Consider the following 641-nt stretch of genomic DNA (forward strand, 5'->3'; position numbering starts at 1 on the left):
GTAAGCATTCGGTCACGTGCGTGTTTGTTTCCCTTCTTTTCCTTCCTACCTTTGTGTCTTCATTACAATCTTAATCCATTATGTGTTCAGTATTAGTATTTTCTAGCGAAAGTGATAAACTACGTAGCCTTTTTTCCGAGTCTAACCATTTTGATTCGGTTCTTTTCATATTTGATGGTGGTCGTCGTTATAAAGTTTCGGCTTCCAGCCTTGGTATCCATTCCCCTCAGGACCTACTTCTCCCTTTAGGCCTTGGTCTTTTCCGTAGCAGTCCTTTCTGGTCCTATTACCTTTATCCCCAAGGTTGTAATTTCCATAAAGGCATTGACGGTCTTTGTGGCGAGGTCATCCGGCACACGAGTTCTTGCGTGTCAGAGCAGAGTTGCCATATTTTTCTTGACCGCTCCCGTAGCAGGTTGCATATCCTTTATCGGTGCGACGACGAATACCGTTTGGAATGCCGTCGTCTGAATCGCGGCTCTTTTCTCTTGAAAAAGGACGAACGGAAGAGGGATTTTCTTCAAATTTCCTGGAATCGCCTGAATGAGCTGCTTACTGTTAAAAAGTATCGGAAAACAGTTGAAAAGTAATCTCCCGTCCTACAAGCCGTTCTGCTTTATTTTGATAACTTTGTCACATAA

1 protein-coding gene is annotated in these 641 nt (G+C 43.2%); it reads left to right on the forward strand.

Features of this window, described 5'->3' with window-relative positions; all coding sequences use genetic code 11:
• Positions 1 to 80 precede the first annotated feature (80 nt).
• Entirely contained in the window at positions 81 to 590 is a 510-nt protein-coding gene (gene tnpB, locus BSCG_RS29330; protein ID WP_004323560.1) for an IS66 family insertion sequence element accessory protein TnpB, read from the forward strand.
• Positions 591 to 641: the final 51 nt, after the last annotated feature.

The sequence above is a fragment of the Bacteroides sp. 2_2_4 genome, assembly GCF_000157055.1.
In the GTDB taxonomy this organism is placed as follows: Bacteria; Bacteroidota; Bacteroidia; order Bacteroidales; family Bacteroidaceae; genus Bacteroides; species Bacteroides ovatus.

Bases quoted from the DNA above. Each gene is read 5' to 3' on its own strand.
- tnpB (WP_004323560.1), top strand. From the start codon at position 81: ATGTGTTCAGTATTAGTATTTTCTAGCGAAAGTGATAAACTACGTAGC.